This window comes from Apilactobacillus intestinapis (genome assembly GCF_049166695.1).
GTDB classification, from domain to species: domain Bacteria; phylum Bacillota; class Bacilli; order Lactobacillales; family Lactobacillaceae; genus Apilactobacillus; species Apilactobacillus kunkeei_C.
Genome location: NZ_JBMHFD010000008.1, coordinates 39,132 through 58,738, shown reverse-complemented (window position 1 = coordinate 58,738; position 19,607 = coordinate 39,132). Strand labels below are relative to the sequence as shown.

The window sequence follows — 19,607 nt, the reverse complement described above, 5'->3', positions numbered from 1 at the left end:
AAATAGTGTGGTGGCGATAGCTAGAAGGATACACCTGTTCCCATGCCGAACACAGAAGTTAAGCTTCTAAACGCCGATAGTAGTTGAGGGATCGCCCTCTGCAAGGGTAGGAAGTCGCCGCGCAATTTATAAAAGAGTTACCGTTTGGTAGCTCTTTTTTTGTACATTCAAAACGATACATTACTTTTTATGATAAAATTAAAGAGGTGTGCTGATCACACTTGATTAACTACAGGATTTGAATGGAAATAAAGATATTTCGTTAATCCAAGGGCGCACCATAATGTTAATATCTGAATTACTATCGCAAAACTACATAAAATAGTTTGTCTTTTATTGTTATTTAGGTACATTTTCATTATTAACCGGGGATATTATTCGTGATTTATGATAAAATTATATTAATACATATTAAGGAGAGGCTTCGTAATGAAGAAATTTAAGATAACACTAGGATGGCAAATCCTAATTGGTTTAATTTTAGGTATCATCCTAGGTCTAGTGTTCTACAAGAACGCTACCGCAATTACTGCAATGCAAAGTGTTGGTACAATGTTCATTCGTTTGATTCAAATGATTGTTGTCCCAATCGTTGTTTCATGTTTAACTGTTGGGATTGCCAACATTGGTGATATCCATAAGTTAGGCCGTATCGGTGGAAAGACCATTCTATACTTCGAAATTATGACTACTATCGCCATCGTTTTAGGTTTAGTTGTTGGTAATGTTTTCCATCCTGGTGACTTCATTAACGTGCATTCATTACACGCTACTGATATTACCCAATACATGACCACCGCAAAGACTGCAAACCACACTGGAATCTGGGGTACATTAATTAACCTAATTCCGGTCAACGTATTTAACTCAATTGCTTCTGGTGATATGATGCCAATTATCGTATTCTCAGTATTCTTTGGTTTAGGTACTGCTGCAGTTGGTGAAAAGGGTAAGGTTATCGTTGATTTCTTAAACGCCGTATCACAAGTAATGTTCAAGATTACTGGTTGGATCATGAAGTTATCTCCAATTGGTGTTTGTGCATTAATCGGTGTTACTCTAGCCGAACTTGGTGTTTCTGCTTTAGCTCCACTAAGTTACTTCGTTTTATTAACTTACCTAACAATGATGGTATTCGTACTTGTTGTTATGGGACTAGCTGCTAGAATCTTTGGTTTCAAGATTACTGACCTTCTAAAGGTTGTTAAGGAAGAAGCTGTATTAGCATTCTCAACTGCAAGTTCAGAAGCTGCGCTACCTAGAAGTATCGACAAGATGACTAAGTTTGGTGTTAGCCCATCAATCGTTTCATTCGTAATCCCAACTGGTTACACATTTAACCTTGATGGTTCAGCAATTTACCAATCACTTGCTGCATTATTCCTAGCTCAAGCTTACGGAATTCACTTAAGCATTGGTCAACAACTTACTTTACTAGTTGCCCTAATGATTACTTCAAAAGGTATGGCCGGTGTTCCTGGTGCTTCATTCGTTGTTCTATTAGCAACCGTTTCAACTGTTGGTATCCCAGTTTCTGGTTTAACATTTATTGCCGGAATTGACCGTTTCATTGATATGGCCAGAACCGCAGTTAACGTTATCGGTAACTCACTGGCAACTGTGATTATTGGTAAGTCTGAAAAAGAATTCGATCCTGAAAAAGAAGCTAAATATCTAAAATCAATCGGAATTCATAAATAAACAAAATTAAAAGACCTAATCCATTTGGATTAGGTCTTTTTTTTATATCTTTTCTACCATTATATCGTCACAATTGAGTGATTGGATAAATGCTTTGGCCGTATCAATGTAAGTGAATAACGGAATTGAAAAGGCGGTTGCGATATTGTTGAGATGATCATCTTCAGCTGTGTTGATGATTAAATCAACGTTTTCTTCGGTAATATCTTTTGCTTTCATATCAACAATGTTAAAACTAAAAGCAGATAAGCCTTCAATTAACTGCTTGTTTTGTTCGTCATCATGATGACTGAGGTTTAACAAGATGTTACCGTGCTCCTTGATATTGATTCCGGCTGCGGATAATGACTTCGCTAAAGCTGAATCGTAATCAATCGCGGTACCCATTACTTCACCAGTCGACTTCATTTCTGGACTGAGGTTAGCATCGGCACCAGGGAGTTTATTAAAACTAAATACCGGGGATTTAACGGATACAAAACTGGATGAGGTAATTAGTCCAGTTTCATAACCAAATGATGTTAAGGGAGTCCCTATGATAGCATTGGTAGCTAAATCAACGATTGGCACGTCAGTTACCTTTGATAGGAATGGAACCGTTCTAGAAGCTCTTTGGTTTACCTCGATTACATATACCTGATTGTCTGAAATGATGAATTGAATATTCATCAAACCGATGGTCTTCAACTTCTTCGCTAAGTTAATGGCGATGTCGGTAATTTGTTTTTGAATGTTAAACGAGATGTGTTGGGGTGGGTAGATCGCCATTGAATCACCGGAATGGACACCCGAACTTTCAACGTGTTCGATGATTCCAGGAATGATGACCGTTTCACCATCTGAGATGATATCGACCTCGGCTTCCGTTCCATATAGGTAGGAATCAATTAAAACGGGGTGTTGATGCGATACATTGACCGCGGTTTGCATGTAGTTCAGTAATTCTTCTTCATTATGAACGATTCTCATCGCCTTACCACCAATGACGTATGAAGGACGTAATAACACTGGGTAGTTCATTTCCTTGGTGGCCTGAAGGGCTCCTTCGATACTTTCGACGGATGTCCCGTACGGTTGTTTGATATTTAGACTAGTGATGGCGTGGCTAAATAATTCACGATCCTCACTGATATTAATATCTTCAACGGTGGTTCCTAAAACATTGACACCTAGCTTGGATAATCCTTCTGATAAGTTGATGGCGGTTTGCCCACCGAATTGGAGAATGACACCAGCTGGTTTTTCCAGGTTAATCACATTCATGACATCCTCGATGGTTAGTGGTTCAAAGTATAGCTTGTCCGAGATTGAGAAGTCGGTCGAGACGGTTTCTGGATTGGAGTTAATCACGATAGCTTCGTATCCAGCCTTCTTAACAGCAAAGATGGAATGAACGGTGGCGTAGTCGAATTCCACACCTTGGCCAATTCTAATGGGTCCTGAACCCACAATCAAAATTGATTTTTTATCGCTGACCTTAGATTCGTTGGATTGACCGAATGTGCTGTAGTAATAAGGGGTGGTTGAATCGAATTCACCAGCAGAAGTATCGACCATTTTAAAACCAGCAACGATATTGTTTTGCATTCTGGTGTTGTAGACATCTGCTTCGTTGCAATTCCAGATGGATGCGATTTGTTGATCTGAAAAGCCGTGTTGTTTGGCTATTTTCAATGAATCGACTGATTGATCATCTTTAAGTTCTTCCTTAATTTCAATAATATGTTGCATCTTATATAGGAAGAATTGATTGATTTGGGTGTGGTCATGAATATCTTCAACGCTGATATGACGACTAAGTAGTTCCAAGATTTGGAATAAACGTTGATTGGTTGGAGTTTTAATGCTTTCCAATAATTCGTCTTTTGAACTATTGGTAAAGTCATGACGGTTGCCATCTTCGAGAGAACGAATCGCCTTTAATAGGGATGCTTCGAAGTTTCTACCGATAGCCATGACTTCTCCAGTTGCCTTCATTTGAGTACCAAGTGAATTATCGATGTCGGTAAACTTATCGAATGGCAAACGTGGAATCTTGGTGACGATGTAATCCAGTGCTGGTTCGAATTCAGCAAGTGACTTCCCAGTCAGTGGATTGATGATTTCGTCTAGCGTCATACCCACCGCAATCTTGGCGGATATTTTAGCAATTGGATATCCGGTTGCTTTGGAGGCTAATGCTGATGAACGAGAGACACGGGGGTTAACTTCGATGATGAAGTAGTCACCACTGTGTTGGTCGATGGCCATTTGAATGTTCACGCCACCTTCGATATCTAGCGCACGAATAATCTTTAATGCGGCATCTCTTAGCATTTGGTAGTCCTTATCGGATAGGGTTTGCGTAGGTGAGACAACGATTGAATCACCAGTATGGACACCGACTGGATCGACGTTTTCCATTGAACAAACGATTAACGCATTGTCCTTGGCGTCGCGCATCACTTCGAATTCGATTTCCTTGTATCCGGCAATTGATTTTTCTACCAAGACTTGAGTAACTGGTGACATTTCTAAACCGTTGGTGACGATGGTTTCTAGTTCGTCATCGTTATGAACGAAACCACCACCGGTCCCACCTAGCGTGTAAGCGGGACGAATCACCAATGGATAGCCAATCTTTGTGGCTAACTTTTTGGCATCTTCTAGATTGTTTGCGATTGTTGATTCGGGTACCGGTTCGTCTAAATCATTCATCAATTGTTTGAAGAGGTCACGGTCTTCGGCTTCCTCGATGGATTGTAGCTTGGTACCTAGTAATTTGATGCCGTACTTTTTCAAGATGCCGGCGTCGGCTAAGTCTTTGGCCATGTTCAAACCAGTTTGGCCACCTAAAGTAGGGAGGATGGCTTCCGGTAATTCCTTTTCGATGATTTTTTCAATTGCATCGATGGTAATGGGTTCGATGTAGACTTCATCAGCGATATCCTTGTCGGTCATAATAGTGGCCGGATTGGAGTTCACCAAGACAACTTCGTAGTCTTCTTCCTTTAATGACAGACAGGCTTGGGAACCCGAGTAGTCAAATTCGGCCGCTTGACCAATGACAATCGGTCCGGAACCGATGACTAAAATTTTATGGATGTCGGTGTCTTTACTCATTTGTTAAAACCTCCTTCTTGGTAATCATGTTGAAGAATTTATTGAATATAAATAGTGCGTCGTGTGGACCAGGGGATGCATCCGGATGGAATTGAACTGAAAAGGCGTTATGACCCTTGACCTTGATTCCTTCGACGGTGTGATCGTTAACTTCTTCGAATAGAACGTCGACGTTTGAACCCGGAATTGATTCGGGTAGGAGTGCATATCCGTGGTTTTGAGATGTGAAGTAGCACTTGTTTGTTTGTAGGTCCTTAACGGCATGGTTGAAACCACGGTGGCCAAACTTCATCTTGAATGTCTTGGCGCCATTGGCTAATCCTAGTAGTTGATTACCTAAACAGATTCCCATGATTGGATATTCTTCTTGAAGTTCTTGGATGACACCAATCTTATCAATCATGTTAGCTGGATCGCCGGGACCGTTTGATAAGACGATGCCGTCTGGATTGATGTCTTCAATTTCTTGAGCTGACACATCGGCGGGAAAGATATGAACGTCGGCATTAAAGTTAACCAATTCAGAAACGATGGAGTTCTTAATTCCATAATCGATAACGGCTACCTTTAGGCCATCACCCTTAATATGTGTTGTTTCTTTTGTTGCATGGTTGGCAAACGATACCGGTTTGTTCAAAAGATTTTGGACCGCTTCATCGTTTGGGTTGTCGGTGATAACGCCTTTGATGCAGCCGTCGTGACGAAGTTCCTTGGTTAATTCACGTGTATCGATGCCTTCAATCATGGGGATGTTGAACTTTTCGGCATATTGATAAAGCGACATCTTGCTACGGTAGTTGCTAGGGTGTTCCGCAATGTCATATGCGATGATGCCGGAAACACAAGGTGTATCCTTTTCGTTATCCTCAAAGTTGATGCCGTAGTTTCCGATAAGCGGGTATGTAAAGACCATGATTTGTCCATAGTAGCTTGGATCCGTGATGGTTTCTTGATAACCAGTCATACCGGTGCTAAATACTACCTCACCGGCAGTAGTTGTAGGTTTTAATTTTGAATATCCCTGATAAATTGAGCCGTTACTTAATACTAAATACGTTTTCATAATAATTACCTCCAAATTTTGGTAAATAAAAAAGGCTGACCAACTATGTGATCAACCTTACGTCCTGAATACATTTGCCCATATCCATAAATAAGTCGATCGACAGTAGAATGCAACTTATTTTAAATTATGCGAAAAGTATCCAGTTATTCATATTCGGATTAAAAAAGGGACCCGCAGATAAATTTCAGCATAACTTAAAATTTATTTCTGCCGTCCCTCGACTAATTTATTGTTTGATTAAAAAGTGCGCCTAAAAGTTGGGGACGGCACAATACGTGTCCTCCTCAATGCAGTGTATTCAGTTAGTGTATTATTTGATTTGTTGTTCATAACACTCACCACTTTTTAAAATTATTTGTTTTCGTTGAACTCAATTTAACATAACTAAAAAATTAAAACAAGATTAAATTAAAATTAAAAAATAAGTTTGCAAAAATAAAAAGTTGTGCTATTGTAATTTGCAAGATGTTACCGAGACATCAAAAAAATACAAAAGGGTGATTAACATGACAAAACAAAACTTAAACCAAAGGCGACGTAGCAACGTTTTTTCAACAGGAGCAGTGTCTAAAAAATTGAACTTATCGAAAGGACTGTCGCTATTATGCAAGTCGCAATTATTGGAATTACCGGATACGCCGGATCAACTTTATATGAATTATTAAAAAAACATTCTCAAGTAAATCAAATTAATTTATACGGACATAATTTGTCCAAACCAACTCAGTTAAACCAAATTAATGAAGAAATTTCATACGATCAACACTTAGTCTTTCCTTATGACGAAAATGCCATTATCAAAGACAATGATGCGGTCTTTTTTGCCACTCCAGCTGGTGTGACATCAAAGATGGCTAAACCCTTTATCAAAGCCGGTTTTCCGGTCATTGACTTATCAGGAGATTACAGATTAAAAGACCCTGATGAATACGTGAAGTGGTATCAAAAAGATCCCGCTGAACTCTCAGACTTACAAAAGGCACAATACTGCTTAGCAGATATTGATGACAGCGAGGGTGCAAAGTACATCGCAAACCCAGGATGTTATGCTACCGCTGTGCTATTAGGGTTGGCACCGGTAGTCAAAGAAGATTTGATCGATTTAGATAGCATTGTGATTGATGCGAAGTCAGGTTTATCAGGAGCTGGAAAGTCACTTAGTGATTCCAGTCATTTTGTCATGGCTAATGAAAACCTACAAGTATATAAACCCCACGAACACAAACATATTCCAGAAATCGTCCAAAAGTTACAAGTTTGGAATAAAAACGTTCAAAACATTGAATTCATGACCACCTTGGTTCCTTTGAACAAGGGAATTATGTGCACTATGTTTATGAAACTAAAATCAAATATTGAAATGGATAAAGTCCAACATGCATTCGATTCATTATATGCGAACAGTAAATTTGTTCACGTATCAATGGATGAGCTACCAACTATCAAGAGCGTAGTCGGTACAAACGATTGTCATGTTGGGCTTTCTTTTAATTCCAGCAATAACTCTTTAATGATTGTCAGCGTCATCGACAACATGATTAAGGGCGCGGCTGGACAAGCAATTCAAAACTTCAACCACCTATTTGATTTTGAAGAAACTGACGGATTAGAACTAATGCACGTATTACCTTAGGAGGAACTAATTATGAAAACAATCGATTTTAAATGGCCACTAAATATTAAATCAGGATCAACTCATGCGGGATTCAAACCAGATGAACAACTAGACATGTGCTGGGTAGTATCAGACACACCCGCTGCTGCCGCAGGGGTTTACACTACCAACCAATTCAAGGCAGCACCCGTTCAAGTCACCAAGAAAACTATTGAATTAAACCATCAACTACAAGCAATCATTGTTAACTCTGGTAACGCCAACTCATTTACTGGCGATGAAGGCATTCAAAATGTCTACAATTCCAAACAATTAGTTGCCGATAAATTACACCTAGACGATACCTTAATTGGTGTTGCTTCAACCGGAATTATCGGTAAACAACTAGATATGAATACATACCAAAACGGTGTCGATCATCTAGAACTAAGCACCGATGATATCGACGCACCGGAAGCAATTATCACTACTGATACCTGTTCTAAGAAGGTATGTGTTGAATTGACCCTAAATGACAAACCAGTTACCATTACCGGTTTTTCAAAGGGATCAGGGATGATTCATCCAAACATGGGGACCACACTTAGTTTCATCGTTACCGATGCCAACATTGCGGGGGATAATTTACAAAAACTATTGAGCGAAGACATCGTTTCAACCTTTAACCAAATCACTGTTGATGGCTGCATGTCCACTAACGATATGGTCTTAGCGATGGCCAACGGTGCTGCTCAAAACGACCAACTAGTTCCGGATAGCGATGAATATATCGAGTTTGCTAAAGGTTTCAAATATGTACTAACCACACTTGCGAAAAAGGTCGCCCAAGATGGTGAAGGTGCTAATAACTTCGTGGAAGTTAACGTTAATAATGCATTCGACAAACAAGAAGCCAACCTAGTATCAAAGGCAATCGTTGGTTCTAACTTGGTAAAATCCATGATTTTTGGTAAGGAAGCCAACTGGGGCAGAATCGTTCAAGCCATCGGTCAAACTCATGCCCACGTCGATCCAAACCATGTCGCAATTACTTTAAACGGCACCGAAATTGTCACTAACAGTGTTCCGGTCTCGTTCACTGATGAAGAACTAAAGTCACTATTTACCGATGAAAACATCATCATCGATGTCGACTTAAATGTTGGTAATGCCAGTGGAACTGCTTGGGGCTGCGACTTGACCTACAAGTACGTTGAGATTAATGCGGCTTACGAGGGGTGATTAATATGATTATTTTAAAAATTGGCGGAAATATGATTAATCACTTACCAGAAGCTTTCTTCGAATACGTTGCCGAAAAACAAGATGATGGTGAGCACATCATCATCGTCCATGGTGGTGGCAACATCATCTCAAAATGTGGTGAGTTTGTCGGTGAACCGGTCAAAAAAATCGATGGTATCAGAGTCACAAATCTTGAAATGATGAAGATTTCGGACTTGTTGTTAAACGATGTCATTCAAGAACAACTTGGCAAGAAACTAATGGATCATGGCATTGAAACCCATAACCTCAATAGCTACGGATACTCGTTTGTCAAAGGCGATTACCTAGACCACGAAAAGTACGGTGAGGTTGGCACCATTAGTCAGGTCGATACCAATTGGATTAACAAGATGACTGACAACTCGGTTGGTTTGATGTCTTCAATCGTTTATAAAAATGATACTGACAAACTAAACGTCAACGCAGACATTGCAGCCAGTGAAATGGCCTCATTATTGCATGCTGATGAACTAGTCCTATTAACCGACGTCTGCGGAGTGAAGGTCGAAGACGAAATGCTAGAAGAGTTGACCCACAAACAAGCAATCGAATTAATCAAGGAACACTACATTGTCAGTGGGATGATTCCAAAGGTAAAAGCAGCCTTAGATGCGATTGATCACGGTGTCGAAAACGTCACAATTACTAATAACTTAGAAGAACACGGAACAACAATTATTGATTAGGGGATGACAGGAATGGAAAACGTATTACCAACTTATAAATATTTTGATATCGAACCAATTGACGGACACGACTGGCATATCATCGATGCCAACGGCAAGGAGTATGTCGACTTCACCAGTGGAATTGGTGTCTGCAACTTAGGATACAGTAATGAACAGGTTAAAACTGCTGTGGGTGAACAACTAAACCACATTTGGCACACTTCCAACCTATACATTAATTCGATGCAAGACCAAGTCGCTGGCAAGCTTTGTCCAGAAGGCTACCTAGCATTCTTATGTAATTCAGGTACCGAAGCCAATGAAGCAGCGTTTAAGATTGCACGTAAGTACACTCACAAGAAAAAGGTACTCGCATTTAACTATGGCTTCCACGGTCGTACCTATGGATCACTATCATTGACCGGATACGAAGCCATCCAAAGTGGTTTTACGCCTTTAGTTCCCGGCAGTGAATTTGCCGAATACAACGACGATAAGGCACTAGATTTCATCGATGATGATTGTGCCGCAGTCATCCTAGAAGCGATTCAAGGAGAAGGTGGTGTTAACGTCGGAAACACCGAATGGCTAAAGAAGGTCGAAGTTAAGTGTCATGAAACTAACACCTTATTAATTGTCGACGAGGTCCAAGCGGGGATGGGCCGTACCGGATACAAGTTTGCCTTTGAATACGCTGGATTGAACCCAGATATCATCACCTGTGCAAAAGGCTTAGGCAATGGTTTACCGGTTGGTGCAATGCTAGCGAAAAAGGGATTAGCATCAGCATTTGGCCCAGGCACTCACGGCAATACATTTGGTGGCAATAAGGTCGTTATGGCCGCTGCCAATGCCGTTTTAAATCAAATGACACCCGAATTTTTGAATGAAGTCAAACTAAAGGGTGAATATTTATTCCAAGAACTAAATACGCAATTACTACCACTTAAAAATGTCGAAAAAGTTTCCGGTCGTGGATTCATGGTCGGCATTCACTTAGCCAATTCAATCGACGTCGCAGATGTGATTAAACAATTACAAGAAATTGGGATGCTAACAATCTCAGCTCGTGCCAACACATTGCGTTTACTACCACCATTAATCATGGATAAAAAGGCTCTAGAATGGGGAGTTCAACAAATCAAAAACGTTTTAGAAAAGGAAGTGGCAGCATGTTAAATAATATTTTTTACGGTAGAAGTTTACTAAATATCGACGATTTTTCCGCCGATGAAATTAACTACCTAATCGATTTCGCAATTCATTTAAAATACTTAAAGAAAAATAACATTAAACACGAATTTTTAGCCGGTAAGAACATTGCCTTATTATTTGAAAAACCATCAACCAGAACTCGTTCATCATTTGTGATTGCCATCAACGACTTGGGTGGACATTCCGAATACCTTGGTACAAACGACATTCACTTCGGTGACGAAGAATCAGTTTCAGACACCGCCAAGGTCTTAGGATCAATGTATGACGGAATCGAATTTCGTGGATTCAAACAACAAGACGTTGAAACACTATCAAAATACAGTGGTGTTCCGGTTTGGAACGGGCTAACCGATGACAGTCATCCAACCCAAATGTTGGCCGACTTCATGACCATGAAGGAAAAGTTTGGCAAGCTAGAAGGCCTTACATTAACCTATGTTGGTGATGGTAGAAACAACATGGCCAACTCACTATTAATCACCGCAGCTTTGCTTGGCGTAAATGTACACATCGTTGCACCAAAATCATTATTCCCATCCAAGGAAAACCAAGAACTAGCGCAAAAATACGCTCAACAATCTGGCGCTGAAGTCCTAATCACCGACGATGTCGATTCCGGGGTTAAAGATTCCAATGTATTATATACGGATGTTTGGGTATCCATGGGTGAAGATAATTGGGATGAAAGAATTCAATTATTAAAACCATATCAAGTTAATATGGAAATGATCGAAAAGACAGGGATGAAAGATGACGAAATCATCTTTATGCATTGTCTACCATCTTTTCATGACAACAAGACCACAAAAGGACAGTATATTGAAGAAAAATACGGCTTAACCGCATTAGAGGTTAGTGATGAGGTATTTAATAGTAAATATGCTTGGCAGTTCACAGAGGCCGAAAATCGTATGCATTCGATTAAAGCAATTGTCGCTGTAACCTTAGGTAACTTGTTTATTCCAAAAGCATAAATAAAAAGACCGAATCAATATGATCCGGTCTTTTTTTGTTATTTATATGATTTCAAATCATGTTGGAACCAATCGATACTCTTTAGAAATTTGTTAGCATTAGCTTTATTTTCAGTTAGAACGATTTTATTATTAATGATAACTTTCTTTTCACCGATGGTTTTATAGTTCTTCATAGTGGTTCCATTTGTTAATGTAAAGCCTTTTTTATGAGCTCTTAAGTAATAATTTTTTCCAGATTGGCGATACTCTACCTCATCATAAAAGTCATTACCAGTTAAATAGCTTGCTATATTTTTTTTAAAGTTAATTTTTCCGTGGGATAGTTCGCCAAAGTAAATGTTTTTCTTTCCAAAATATACAAACCACATCCTATTATAAAATGTGTATGGTTTAGAAGTAGTGTAATATGATTTACCTTGAAGATTCTTTGGAACACCAACGTGCCATTTGTAAGTCTTTGTTGATTGTTTGTGAGACTTAGCAAAGGCTGTATGTTCATGACTGGCAGCAAATCCAGCGCAAACAAATAATGTAATTGCAAAAATAATAGCTAAAAATTTTGATCTATAATTAATTTTCATTATAATCCCCCTAATCATTATGTAATCAATTATTAATATATACTAATGATAATATAAAAACAACGGTTATTTATGATTGTTGAACAAAATAAAAAGACCGGATCAATTTGATCCGGTCTTTTTTACTCGTGTTTAACACAAGAAAAGAGACAACCTACAAAGTTGTCTCTTTTATAATTAATATTGATAACAGATAAGTAGCAATTACTTTGGCGTAAACCCACGTCCCCGCGGACTCAACGAAGATTTTTGTGTAATCTCATAATTACTCAGTTTATCTGTTAGTAAAATTTAGTAGTAGTATAAACTGTTGTCCATACCTCCCCAACTAGTTCCCTAGAAGGTGAAGCATCATCAAGCAATTATTAATATTTAATTTTAAATTACTGTTATTAGCTGCTAACATTTCACTGTTAATTAACGTTTCACCGTTAAGCATGCAGCTAAAGGATACTGAGATAACCAACAACAGTTAATTCTCCATCTAAATAATCTATATTGATTATGTTGATTCGGGAAAATTAACTGTCAAAGGTCATCTCAATTCTATTTGTTTAGAATTGAAACAACTTCTGACATCAATTTTCCCTTGATAGAATGATCTTTCGACGCTCCTGGATCAAAAGTTAATTCAGTCATATGTTGTTCACTCCTTTTTACTAGTTTTATTACAATGTTTATTTTACACCAATTCTTATATTTTGACAACATTTCACTTATAAATTGATATAAATATTTTTCATCATCTAATCAAAATGCCAAAAGAACCTAATCATATCAATGATTAGGTTCTTTTTTTACATATTACAGTGATCCATATTTTCCATGTGGTCGTAACAAGACATACCACTCAAGTCGAGGTCTTCGACGGCAACGCCGCGTTCTTCAGCAAACGCCTTCATCAAGTCATCCATCTTGGTTAGGTGGAATTCTTGTGGGTGGCTTGGGTCATCGACTTGGATTTGGGCCATCATACCGCCATCTTCGTGTTCGATGATGTGGCAGTGATACATGAAGACGCCGGGGTGGTCAAACCATGCTTTGAAGCGAACTGTTTCGTCAGGGTTAACGCCGATGGTGTCCTTTAGACCGGTTTCATTAGGGTATGGAGCATGGCCATCTCTGTCCAATACTTCAAATTGGCAACCATGCATGTGGAATGGATGAACCATTCCGTTTTCACAGTCGTTGGTGTTGGTAACTTCCCAGATTTCGCAGTTACCCATGGTTTGTTTGGCATCGATTCTTTCCATATCAAACTTCTTGCCATCTAGGGCAACTTCTTCATCCATACCGGACATAACGACTTTTCGGACGGGTGTGTTCTCAGTAACTTTGGGTGTGTTCATTTCAAATAGGGTGTCGGGAATAACTCTGTTATCTTCTGCGAATTCATGGATTCTAAAATGCATGATGGGGACATCGTCAGAATATAGGACAACTTCATCTCCCGGTTTGTATTGACCGAAATCAACGACAATTTCTTGTCTTTCGGCACAGGTAATCATTAGGTGGGTAAACTTAACAGGGTGGGTTAAGAGGCTACCGTCACCTGCGATTTGGGTGAATTCAAGGTCGTCTGAGAAGTGTAAACGCCATTCGCGACGGTTGGCACCATCTAATAGACGAAGACGAACCTTTTGGGTGGTGACGTCAAAGTATGGGTTAACAGTTCCGTTAATCATTGCGGTAGGACCTTGAACGCCATCTGGGTCATAATCAGCCTTGTAATCCCATTGATTGTCTTCATGGAAACGACGATCTTGTAAGATAACGGGAATATCGTCGACACCGTAATTACGTGGAATTGGTAGGGTTGCTTCATGTTCATCCTTGACGACAACAGCGGTAGCTAGGCCGTGCCAAACTTGTTCGGCGGTTGATGGGCATGGATGAGCATGCAACCAAAGGGTGGCTGCGGGTTGATCACACTTGAAGTTTAAAACCTTACTTTCACCTGGGTAGACAGGGGTGTGACAACCACCATCGATATCACCGGGAACATTTAAACCGTGCCAGTGATAGGTAGTTAATTCAGGTAATTCGTTCTTAACAGTGACGTGAATGTTCTTACCACGTTTGAATAAAATGGTCTTACCTAGTAATGATTGATTGTATCCCCATGTCTTAGTGGCTTGACCGGGCATGATTTGTGCTTCACCAGCTTGTGAGGTAACTGTGTAGTACATGTCGGTATCGGTCTCTTTGTCAGGGGTAAGTAATTCTGGAACCTTTAACTTTTGTTGTTCCACGTTAGGTTCTTCCAAAGGAATGTAACCACCATCGTGGGTGTTAAAAGCGGGTTCATAAAAGAAATAATCCTTGTAGACTTTTTCGGTAGACATAAAAAAATAACCTCTCTTTTTTCAAGATTGGTTATAGTATATTCTAGTTTATATCCATTTGCAATTAATAACCATTATAAACTAGTATGTATTAAAAAAGAGACGATTTAATCGTCTCTTTTTATTGTGATCAATAATTATATTATTGTTCAGTGTACCATGGGTAATGGAAGTTACCTTCACGGTCAGTACGTTCATAAGTGTGAGCACCGAAGTAGTCACGTTGTGCTTGTAGTAAGTTAGCAGGTAATACTTCAGCACGGTATGAATCGTAGTAGTTAACAGCTGCTGAAAGTGATGGAACTGGAATACCAGCCTTAGTTGCAAGAGCAACAACATCACGAGCATCTTGTTGGTACTTGTTAGCGATTTCTGAGAAGTATGGATCTAACAATAGGTTAGTTAGGTTTTCATCCTTTTCGAAAGCGTCAGTAATGTTTTGTAGGAATTGGGCACGAATAATGCATCCTTCACGCCAGATTTGAGCTAGTTCACCGAACTTCAAGTTCCAGTCATATTGTTCTGAAGCGAAACGTAGTTGTTCGAAACCTTGAGCGTAACTCATAATCTTACCGAAGTATAGAGCCTTACGTACACGTTCTACTAAGTCCTTCTTTTCGTCATCGTTGATGATGTCTGAAGCCTTAGGACCGTTTAATACCTTAGCTGCTGCAAGACGTTCGTCTTTTAGCATTGAGATGAAACGAGCGTAAACTGATTCAGTGATAACTGATTGGTCAGTACCAACTTCCATGGCATCTTCTGATGACCACTTACCAGTACCCTTGTTAGCACCACGGTCTAAGATCATGTCAACGATAGGCTTGCTCTTGTCAGCACCTAAATCGTCTTTTCTAGTTAAGATATCAGCAGTAATTTCGATTAGGTAACTGTTTAGTTCACCCTTGTTCCATTCCTTGAAGATATCAGCTAATTCGTCAATGTCGATACCGGCACCGTTACGAAGAATGTCGTAACTTTCGTCGATTAATTGTTCATCACCGTATTCAATACCGTTGTGAACCATCTTTACGTAGTGACCTGCACCGTTAGGTCCGATGTAAGCAACACATGGCTTACCATCGCTAGCCTTAGCAGCGATTTGAGTTAAAACAGGTTCAACTAGCTTGTATGCTTCTTCTTGACCACCAGGCATTAGTGATGGACCGTGTAAAGCACCTAGTTCACCACCAGAAACACCCATACCAATAAAGTTGATACCAGATGCATCTAGTCTAGCGTTTCTTTCGATTGTGTTATGGAAGTTAGTGTTACCACCATCGATTAAGATATCACCCTTGTCTAATAAAGGTAATAGTGAGTCGATAGTTGCGTCAGTTGGCTTACCAGCCTTAACCATCATAACGATACGACGTGGAGTTTCTAGTGAGTTAACAAAATCTTCAACAGAGTAACTTGGTACCAAGTTCTTGTCTGCGTGATCCTTCATTACCGCTTCAGTCTTTGAAGCTGAACGGTTAAAAATACCTACAGTGAAGCCGCGGCTTTCAATGTTAAGGGCTAAGTTCTTACCCATAACAGCCATTCCAACAACACCAATGTTTGCTTTTGAGTCAGCCATTATAAACCTTCCTTTTTAAAGAAAATTGTGTATAAATATACACTTAGATTTTAACATTTTAATGATTAAATGTCATATAAATTATTTTTTTGAGTTAAAAACCCAAGCTCTGCCATCACGAGCTAGTAATTCGTCGGCAGCATCAGGTCCCATTGAACCTGGTGTGTAGTTAGGGAAGTCTGGTTTGTCAGTATCCCAAACATGTCTGATAACATCGGCGAATTCCCAAGCACGACTTACTTCGTCCCAACTGGCAAAGTTAGTAGCGTTACCCAAGATAGCATCGTGAATTAAACGTTCGTATGGTTCTGGAGTAGCAGCCTTTTCTTCGTCACTTTGAGTGTGAGTTAAGTCTAGTGGTTGCATTTCCATACCTTGACCAGCTTGCTTTCCGTTTAGACGTAGGATGATCTTGTTAACAGGGTCTACGAATAAAGTAAGCACGTTGTTGTTTAATTCGCTTTCAGTTCCCTTAGCAGAAGCAAAGATGTCTACTAGAGGTTTCTTGAATACAACATCGATTCTAGTAAACTTGTCGGTTAGCATCTTACCAGTTCTGATGTAGAAAGGAACGTTCTTCCAACGTTTGTTTTCGAACAATACTTTACCGGCAACGTAAGTTTCGGTAATTGAATCGTTAGGAACGTTGTCTTCGTGACGGTAATCTCTTTGGTCACCGTTTGCACCATATTGTCCACGAACGAAGTTTTGACGAGCTTCGTCTTCAGTGTAAACATGCATGCTTCTTAGTGCACGAATCTTTTCTCTGCGGATGTCTACGTCCTTGAATGAAATAGGGTCTTCCATTGCAAGGATAGTAAGCATTTGCATAGTGTGGTTTTGTACCATATCACGTAGGGCACCTGAACCATCATAGTATCCGGCACGTTCTTCAACACCTAGCTTTTCAGCAAGGGTTACTTGAATGTTGTCAATGTACTTGTTGTTCCAAATACCTTCGATTAATGGGTTACCAAAACGTAATGCAATAATGTTTTGAACCATTTCTTTACCCAAGTAATGATCAATTCTGTAAACTTGGTTTTCGTTAAATGATTTAGCCAAAGCATTGTTCAATTCTTCAGCTGTGTCGTAGTCACGTCCGAATGGTTTTTCGATAATTAAACGGTTGAAACCGCCATTGTCTGATAAACAGTTGTGGGCTTTTAAGTTTTTAGCTACAGTTCCAAAGAAGTTAGGAGCCATGGAAATGTAGAAGATACGATTTCCTTCAATATCATATTGTTGGTCTAACTTGTTTGCATAGTCACTTAATGCGTCGTAATGTTCTGGATTAGTTACGTCGTGTGACATGTAGTAAAAATGACTAGCGAAAGCTTTTGCTTGTTCTTCGCTGTCAGCGTTGGCACTTACAGAGTCCAAGATTACTTCGCGGAACTTTTCGTCGCTCCATTCACGACGACCAGTACCGATTAATGCAAAGTGATCGTTATCTACGTAACCTTTTTTGTATAGGTTAAAAATAGATGGATATAATTTACGTTTAGCTAGGTCACCTGTTGCACCAAAAAGCATGAACAAGGCACGAGTTGCTGTTGCCAATTACCGTCACTCCTTATAGAAAAATTTTAACGAATCAAATGAAATATCTTTCATTTTCGGTTAATAATACAAGGTTATTATATAACACCATGCTAAATTAAAAAAGTGTTTTTAATCCATAGCACAAAAGAAATGTAAACGCTTTACTAAAATTTAATAATTTAAACATCTCTTAATGGATATTATGCTCTCAAATGAATTATAATTGTTGTTAGAACATTTGAATAAGGGGGAGGATTCATGAAGAAAAGAACAGAATTAGGACTTCGTTTAGTATTTTTCTATTCACTATTGTTAAATTCCGGTGCCGCATTCATGTGGCCACTAGTAACGATGTACATTGATGACTATTTACATAAGTCACTACTAGTGTCGGGGGTATCTCTGCTATTTATTTCCGGTTTTACCATTATTGGTAATTACATCGGGGGTTATCTATTTGATCATTGGTCAGCATATAAAGCGGCCTTGATTGGTATTACCGTCTCGACGGCCGCCATTTTAGCACTAATTTTCTTTCATGGATGGCCTACCTTTGCGATTCTAATGGTAGTTTTAGGGTTTGGAGACGGGATTAACCTTACACTTCTAAACTCATATGCTACCAACGTTAAGAGTAAGGACACCAGAACGGTATTCAACATCCTATATGTCGGATTAAACATCGGGGTGGTAATCGGAACTGCGATGGTTGGATACCTACTAAAATATGGTGTCGCCATTGTCTTTATGACCGCAGCGGTATTTTACATCTTGCTATGGTTACTTACTTTTGTATACTTTAACATCGACTTTTCAGACTACGATAACAGCATTCCAAAAGAAGAAATCAAGGAAGAAAAAGAGGGTATTTTAAAGTCCAACGTTCGACTAATCTACCCAATTTGTATCATGGTATTTACCGTCTACTTGAGTTATACATTGTGGGAAAGTGTTATGTCGGTCCACATGGTTAAAATGGGGATTCCGTTTGAAGCATACTCAATGCTTTGGACTGTTAATGGTCTGATGATTGTATTTGGACAACCTATATTAAATTACGTAAGTAAACGACTAAAAATTCATTTAAATCACCAAGTTTTCTTGGGAGTATTTATCTTCGCAATTTCGTTTTACTTCCTAGTTTACGCAAAGACATTCCCAGTCTTTTTAGCCATCATGATTTTCCTAACATTTGGTGAAATGCTGGGCCTACCTGATGTACCAGCTTGGATTGATCAACTATCGACCAAGTCGGAAAAGGGTAAGTACCAAGGGATGTTCAATGCGTTGATGTCAGCCGGACGTGCAATTAGTCCACTATTCGCAGGATTATTTGTTGAAGGCTTTGGCTACAATCCATTGTTCATCTTCGTTACCGTTTTAATGTTAGTCGCATTATTCGCGGTTATGATTATCAGTCGTAAAACAGAATAATAAAAACAAAAAAGGGTTCGTTTCGATATGAAACGAATCCTTTTTATTTATCGTATTTTTTTAATTCATCATAGACTCTGACCACGTCTCGATCAGTTCCACGAAGTTCGAAGTCGGTCACAAATGGTGCATCAAATTGTTTAGCGTAACGTTTGGCAGTTAAACAGTATTGTTCGTTGAAGTTCTTGTTACCTGAACCGATAACCCCAATACAGTATTTAGCGTTGTCGTTGTAGTCGATGTATTCGCCTAAAGTGTTGGTCATCATTTCTTTGACGCCGTTATCAATGCCGTTGCCGCCATCTAAATATGTTGGCACGAATGCGAAGAAATTGCCGGTTTCATCAGCAAAGTCTGATTGATCGGTGATTTCCTCTAACTCAATTAATGGGTTATTTTCGTCGTCATTATGTACGTTTTTAGCATATTCTTGTAAGTTGGTCACAAAGTTACGCGTGTTACCAGCCACTGAAATATATAGGATTCTAATTGGTTTCAATGTTTAGC

14 protein-coding genes and 1 rRNA gene are annotated in these 19,607 nt (G+C 39.3%); 8 read left to right on the top strand and 7 right to left on the bottom strand.

Annotated features, from left to right (window positions below; translation table 11 throughout):
• Positions 1-6: 6 nt before the first annotated feature.
• Together rrf and ACOMA7_RS05855 are read left to right on the top strand one after the other, a co-directional pair.
• Positions 7-123, top strand: a 5S ribosomal RNA gene (rrf, locus tag ACOMA7_RS05860).
• Between the two features lie 306 nt (positions 124-429).
• Entirely contained in the window at positions 430-1,701 is a 1,272-nt protein-coding gene (locus ACOMA7_RS05855; protein WP_054608420.1) for a cation:dicarboxylate symporter family transporter, read from the top strand.
• Positions 1,702-1,743: 42 nt separating this feature from the next.
• On the opposite strand, the gene carB is transcribed toward ACOMA7_RS05855, so the two are convergent.
• Both carB and ACOMA7_RS05845 read right to left on the bottom strand, forming a co-directional pair.
• Positions 1,744-4,803: a carbamoyl-phosphate synthase large subunit gene (gene carB, locus ACOMA7_RS05850; RefSeq protein ID WP_421392589.1), complete on the bottom strand. Its 3,060-nt coding sequence runs from the start codon at positions 4,801-4,803 to the stop codon at positions 1,744-1,746.
• Positions 4,796-5,869: a carbamoyl phosphate synthase small subunit gene (locus ACOMA7_RS05845; RefSeq protein ID WP_054608421.1), complete on the bottom strand. Its 1,074-nt coding sequence runs from the start codon at positions 5,867-5,869 to the stop codon at positions 4,796-4,798. The genes carB and ACOMA7_RS05845 overlap by 8 nt, the downstream gene beginning before the upstream one ends.
• A 604-nt stretch (positions 5,870-6,473) precedes the next feature.
• Between ACOMA7_RS05845 and argC the strand changes: the two genes are divergently transcribed.
• The 5 genes from argC to argF are packed head-to-tail and all read left to right on the top strand — an operon-like array spanning position 6,474 to position 11,610.
• A complete protein-coding gene (argC, locus tag ACOMA7_RS05840; protein ID WP_421392587.1) occupies positions 6,474-7,502 on the top strand; it encodes an N-acetyl-gamma-glutamyl-phosphate reductase in 1,029 nt (342 codons plus the stop codon).
• A gap of 12 nt (positions 7,503-7,514) precedes the next feature.
• Positions 7,515-8,705: a bifunctional glutamate N-acetyltransferase/amino-acid acetyltransferase ArgJ gene (argJ, locus tag ACOMA7_RS05835; RefSeq protein ID WP_301945668.1), complete on the top strand. Its 1,191-nt coding sequence runs from the start codon at positions 7,515-7,517 to the stop codon at positions 8,703-8,705.
• 5 nt (positions 8,706-8,710) lie between these two features.
• Positions 8,711-9,436, top strand: a complete 726-nt coding sequence (argB, locus tag ACOMA7_RS05830) for an acetylglutamate kinase (protein ID WP_301945669.1) — start codon at positions 8,711-8,713, stop codon at positions 9,434-9,436.
• A gap of 12 nt (positions 9,437-9,448) precedes the next feature.
• The gene (locus ACOMA7_RS05825; protein WP_301945670.1) at positions 9,449-10,597 is read left to right on the top strand and encodes an acetylornithine transaminase; all 1,149 of its coding nucleotides are present in this window, start codon (positions 9,449-9,451) and stop codon (positions 10,595-10,597) included.
• Positions 10,591-11,610, top strand: a complete 1,020-nt coding sequence (argF, locus tag ACOMA7_RS05820; RefSeq protein WP_421392583.1) for an ornithine carbamoyltransferase — start codon at positions 10,591-10,593, stop codon at positions 11,608-11,610. The genes ACOMA7_RS05825 and argF overlap by 7 nt, the downstream gene beginning before the upstream one ends.
• Before the next feature lie 38 nt (positions 11,611-11,648).
• Here argF and ACOMA7_RS05815 read toward each other — a convergent pair whose 3' ends face one another.
• The 4 genes from ACOMA7_RS05815 to zwf all read right to left on the bottom strand — a co-directional run bounded on the left by ACOMA7_RS05815 (position 11,649) and on the right by zwf (position 17,684).
• Positions 11,649-12,194 (bottom strand): hypothetical protein, encoded by a 546-nt coding sequence (locus ACOMA7_RS05815; RefSeq protein WP_301945672.1) that lies wholly within the window; start codon positions 12,192-12,194, stop codon positions 11,649-11,651.
• 797 nt (positions 12,195-12,991) lie between these two features.
• Positions 12,992-14,539, bottom strand: a complete 1,548-nt coding sequence (locus ACOMA7_RS05810; RefSeq protein ID WP_421392579.1) for a multicopper oxidase family protein — start codon at positions 14,537-14,539, stop codon at positions 12,992-12,994.
• Positions 14,540-14,681: 142 nt separating this feature from the next.
• Positions 14,682-16,121, bottom strand: coding sequence for an NADP-dependent phosphogluconate dehydrogenase (gene gndA, locus ACOMA7_RS05805; RefSeq protein ID WP_053791306.1), 1,440 nt, complete (start codon positions 16,119-16,121; stop codon positions 14,682-14,684).
• A gap of 81 nt (positions 16,122-16,202) precedes the next feature.
• Entirely contained in the window at positions 16,203-17,684 is a 1,482-nt protein-coding gene (gene zwf, locus ACOMA7_RS05800; RefSeq protein WP_053791307.1) for a glucose-6-phosphate dehydrogenase, read from the bottom strand.
• 240 nt (positions 17,685-17,924) lie between these two features.
• On the opposite strand from zwf, the gene ACOMA7_RS05795 reads away from it, so the two are divergent.
• Entirely contained in the window at positions 17,925-19,100 is a 1,176-nt protein-coding gene (locus tag ACOMA7_RS05795; protein ID WP_054607744.1) for an MFS transporter, read from the top strand.
• A gap of 43 nt (positions 19,101-19,143) precedes the next feature.
• On the opposite strand, the gene nrdI is transcribed toward ACOMA7_RS05795, so the two are convergent.
• Positions 19,144-19,599 carry a class Ib ribonucleoside-diphosphate reductase assembly flavoprotein NrdI gene (nrdI, locus tag ACOMA7_RS05790; RefSeq protein WP_301945674.1) on the bottom strand — a complete coding sequence of 152 codons (456 nt, stop codon included), beginning with the start codon at positions 19,597-19,599 and terminating at the stop codon, positions 19,144-19,146.
• Between the last annotated feature and the right edge of the window lie 8 nt (positions 19,600-19,607).

What these genes read in the sequence shown, in the direction of transcription:
- ACOMA7_RS05855 (WP_054608420.1), top strand. Translation starts at nt 430, where the DNA reads ATGAAGAAATTTAAGATAACACTAGGATGGCAAATCCTAATTGGTTTA.
- carB (WP_421392589.1), bottom strand. Translation starts at nt 4,803, where the DNA reads ATGAGTAAAGACACCGACATCCATAAAATTTTAGTCATCGGTTCCGGA.
- argC (WP_421392587.1), top strand. Translation starts at nt 6,474, where the DNA reads ATGCAAGTCGCAATTATTGGAATTACCGGATACGCCGGATCAACTTTA.
- argJ (WP_301945668.1), top strand. Translation starts at nt 7,515, where the DNA reads ATGAAAACAATCGATTTTAAATGGCCACTAAATATTAAATCAGGATCA.
- argB (WP_301945669.1), top strand. Translation starts at nt 8,711, where the DNA reads ATGATTATTTTAAAAATTGGCGGAAATATGATTAATCACTTACCAGAA.
- ACOMA7_RS05825 (WP_301945670.1), top strand. Translation starts at nt 9,449, where the DNA reads ATGGAAAACGTATTACCAACTTATAAATATTTTGATATCGAACCAATT.
- argF (WP_421392583.1), top strand. Translation starts at nt 10,591, where the DNA reads ATGTTAAATAATATTTTTTACGGTAGAAGTTTACTAAATATCGACGAT.
- ACOMA7_RS05815 (WP_301945672.1), bottom strand. Translation starts at nt 12,194, where the DNA reads ATGAAAATTAATTATAGATCAAAATTTTTAGCTATTATTTTTGCAATT.
- ACOMA7_RS05810 (WP_421392579.1), bottom strand. Translation starts at nt 14,539, where the DNA reads ATGTCTACCGAAAAAGTCTACAAGGATTATTTCTTTTATGAACCCGCT.
- gndA (WP_053791306.1), bottom strand. Translation starts at nt 16,121, where the DNA reads ATGGCTGACTCAAAAGCAAACATTGGTGTTGTTGGAATGGCTGTTATG.
- ACOMA7_RS05795 (WP_054607744.1), top strand. Translation starts at nt 17,925, where the DNA reads ATGAAGAAAAGAACAGAATTAGGACTTCGTTTAGTATTTTTCTATTCA.